At 57.8% G+C, this 1,429-nt stretch carries 2 pseudogenes; both read right to left on the minus strand.

The window, feature by feature from the left end:
• Nucleotide 1: 1 nt before the first annotated feature.
• Nucleotides 2–320: pseudogene (locus BO74_RS21080) on the minus strand (IS3 family transposase); the annotation flags it as partial.
• A 280-nt stretch (nt 321–600) separates the two neighbouring features.
• Nucleotides 601–1,329 (minus strand): annotated as a pseudogene (gene istB, locus BO74_RS21085) (IS21-like element helper ATPase IstB); the annotation flags it as partial.
• Nucleotides 1,330–1,429 lie beyond the last annotated feature (100 nt).

Genomic DNA, 1,429 nt, shown 5'->3' on the forward strand with positions numbered 1-1,429 from the left:
CTTAAAAGACAGGGTGGGAATACTCTGGGTTCGTCCCTCCGGCGCTTCGCTCGTCAACGCGGGTAAAATTCCGTGGTCTTCCACGTTCTTGAGTGCAGGCGTATTCGGCCTGTGGTGCGAGTTGCGAATAATACCGTTGCTCTGCTTCGGCGGGAGAGATGTATCCGATCGGTTCGAGCAGGCGCTGGTGATTAAACCAGGTCACCCATTCGAGCGTAGCCAGTTCGATGGCCTCGGACAGTTTTCCAGGGCGCCCGGCGGTGAATCAATTCAGCCTTGTAAAGGCCGTTGATGGTTTCAGCCAGCGCGTTGTCGTCGCTGTTGTCCGCACCCCCGGTGTGTCAATTTATATCCGTTGCTGACAGACGTAGGTGAAATCCGAGACCTGTCGGCGCGCGTTTAAAAGTACCCAGCGGTGCGCGTTGAATTTTACCCAGGGACTTTAGCCGCTCGTCATGATGGCGACTGGTGTGAAGTGTAGCGCAATGATGGTTGTGAGCACCTCCATTTTTTGCTTGTAACGTCAGTCGGCGGTACAGAATTGCGTGGGGAAATCCGCGCAGGGCGGAGCCCGGAGCGGATTTCCCCACGCGGGCGAGATCAGAACGGCTCTTCCAGCGGTTGTTTCCCCTGTCTGCTCAGCTCCCTCGCCTTGATGCGCGACTTCGCCGTCGTCGAGCTGTGGCGGAACCGGTACGATTCATTGCCCGTTTCGACGATGTGGCAGTGATGCGTGAGCCGGTCGAGCATCGCGGTGGTCATCTTGGCGTCGTTGAAGACGCTGGCCCATTCCCCGAAGGTCAGATTGGTCGTGATCATTACGCTGGTGTGCTCGTAGAGTTTCGACAGCAGGTGAAACAGCAAGGCGCCGCCCGAGGAGCTGAATGGCAGGTAGCCCAGTTCGTCGAGAATGACCAGGTCCATACGCAGCAGCGAGAAGGCCAGCTTTCCTGTCTTGCCCGCTGCCTTTTCCTGCTCGAGCAGATTGACCAGATCGACCGTCGAGAAGAAGCGTACGCGCTTGTTGTGCCGGGTAATACCCGCGACGCCCAAGGCCGTGGCCAGATGCGTTTTGCCGGTTCCTGTGCCGCCAATCAATACGACGTTGTGCGCCCCCTCCGTGAAGGCCAAGGTGGCCAATTCGTCGATCAGACGCTTATCGACTTTCGATTGGGAGAACTCGAATCCCGCGAGATCGCGATGCACCGGGAACTTGGCCGAATGCAATTGATAGCGAACCGAACGCATGTGCCGGTCCGTGTGCTCGGCTTGAAGCAGATGCTCGATCAGCCAGCGTGAAGTCTGCACGCCCAGCCCATTCTCGTCGGCAGAGAGTAAGCGTTAACCCACCGGCGATCTTCTCCTCTCCGCGTCACTGACGAACAATGCGTCCGTTTTCAACGACAAGGAGAAACGGGCATGGCAGAAG

Source organism: Propionivibrio pelophilus DSM 12018 (genome assembly GCF_059569095.1).